The organism is Bacillus sp. KS1 (genome assembly GCF_020075515.1).
GTDB lineage: Bacteria > Bacillota > Bacilli > Bacillales > Bacillaceae > Bacillus > Bacillus velezensis.
In genome coordinates, this window is the sequence record NZ_JACAWW010000007.1 from 1 (window position 1) to 210 (window position 210).

Sequence of the window (210 nt, forward strand, 5' to 3'; positions counted from 1 at the left end):
GATGGTGGGCCTGAGTGGACTCGAACCACCGACCTCACGCTTATCAGGCGTGCGCTCTAACCAGCTGAGCTACAGGCCCATCTACCATATGAAAGAATCAAAGTTCCTTCAAAACCAAACAAGACAGGGAACGTTCTGTTTATAAGACCCAAGGTCTTATATTCCGTTAAAATCCTTAGAAAGGAGGTGATCCAGCCGCACCTTCCGATA

At 48.1% G+C, this 210-nt stretch carries 1 tRNA gene; it reads right to left on the bottom strand.

Annotation, left to right across the window (positions count from 1 at the left end):
* Window positions 1–2: 2 nt before the first annotated feature.
* Window positions 3–79: transfer RNA gene (locus HWY38_RS05430), tRNA-Ile, on the bottom strand.
* Window positions 80–210 lie beyond the last annotated feature (131 nt).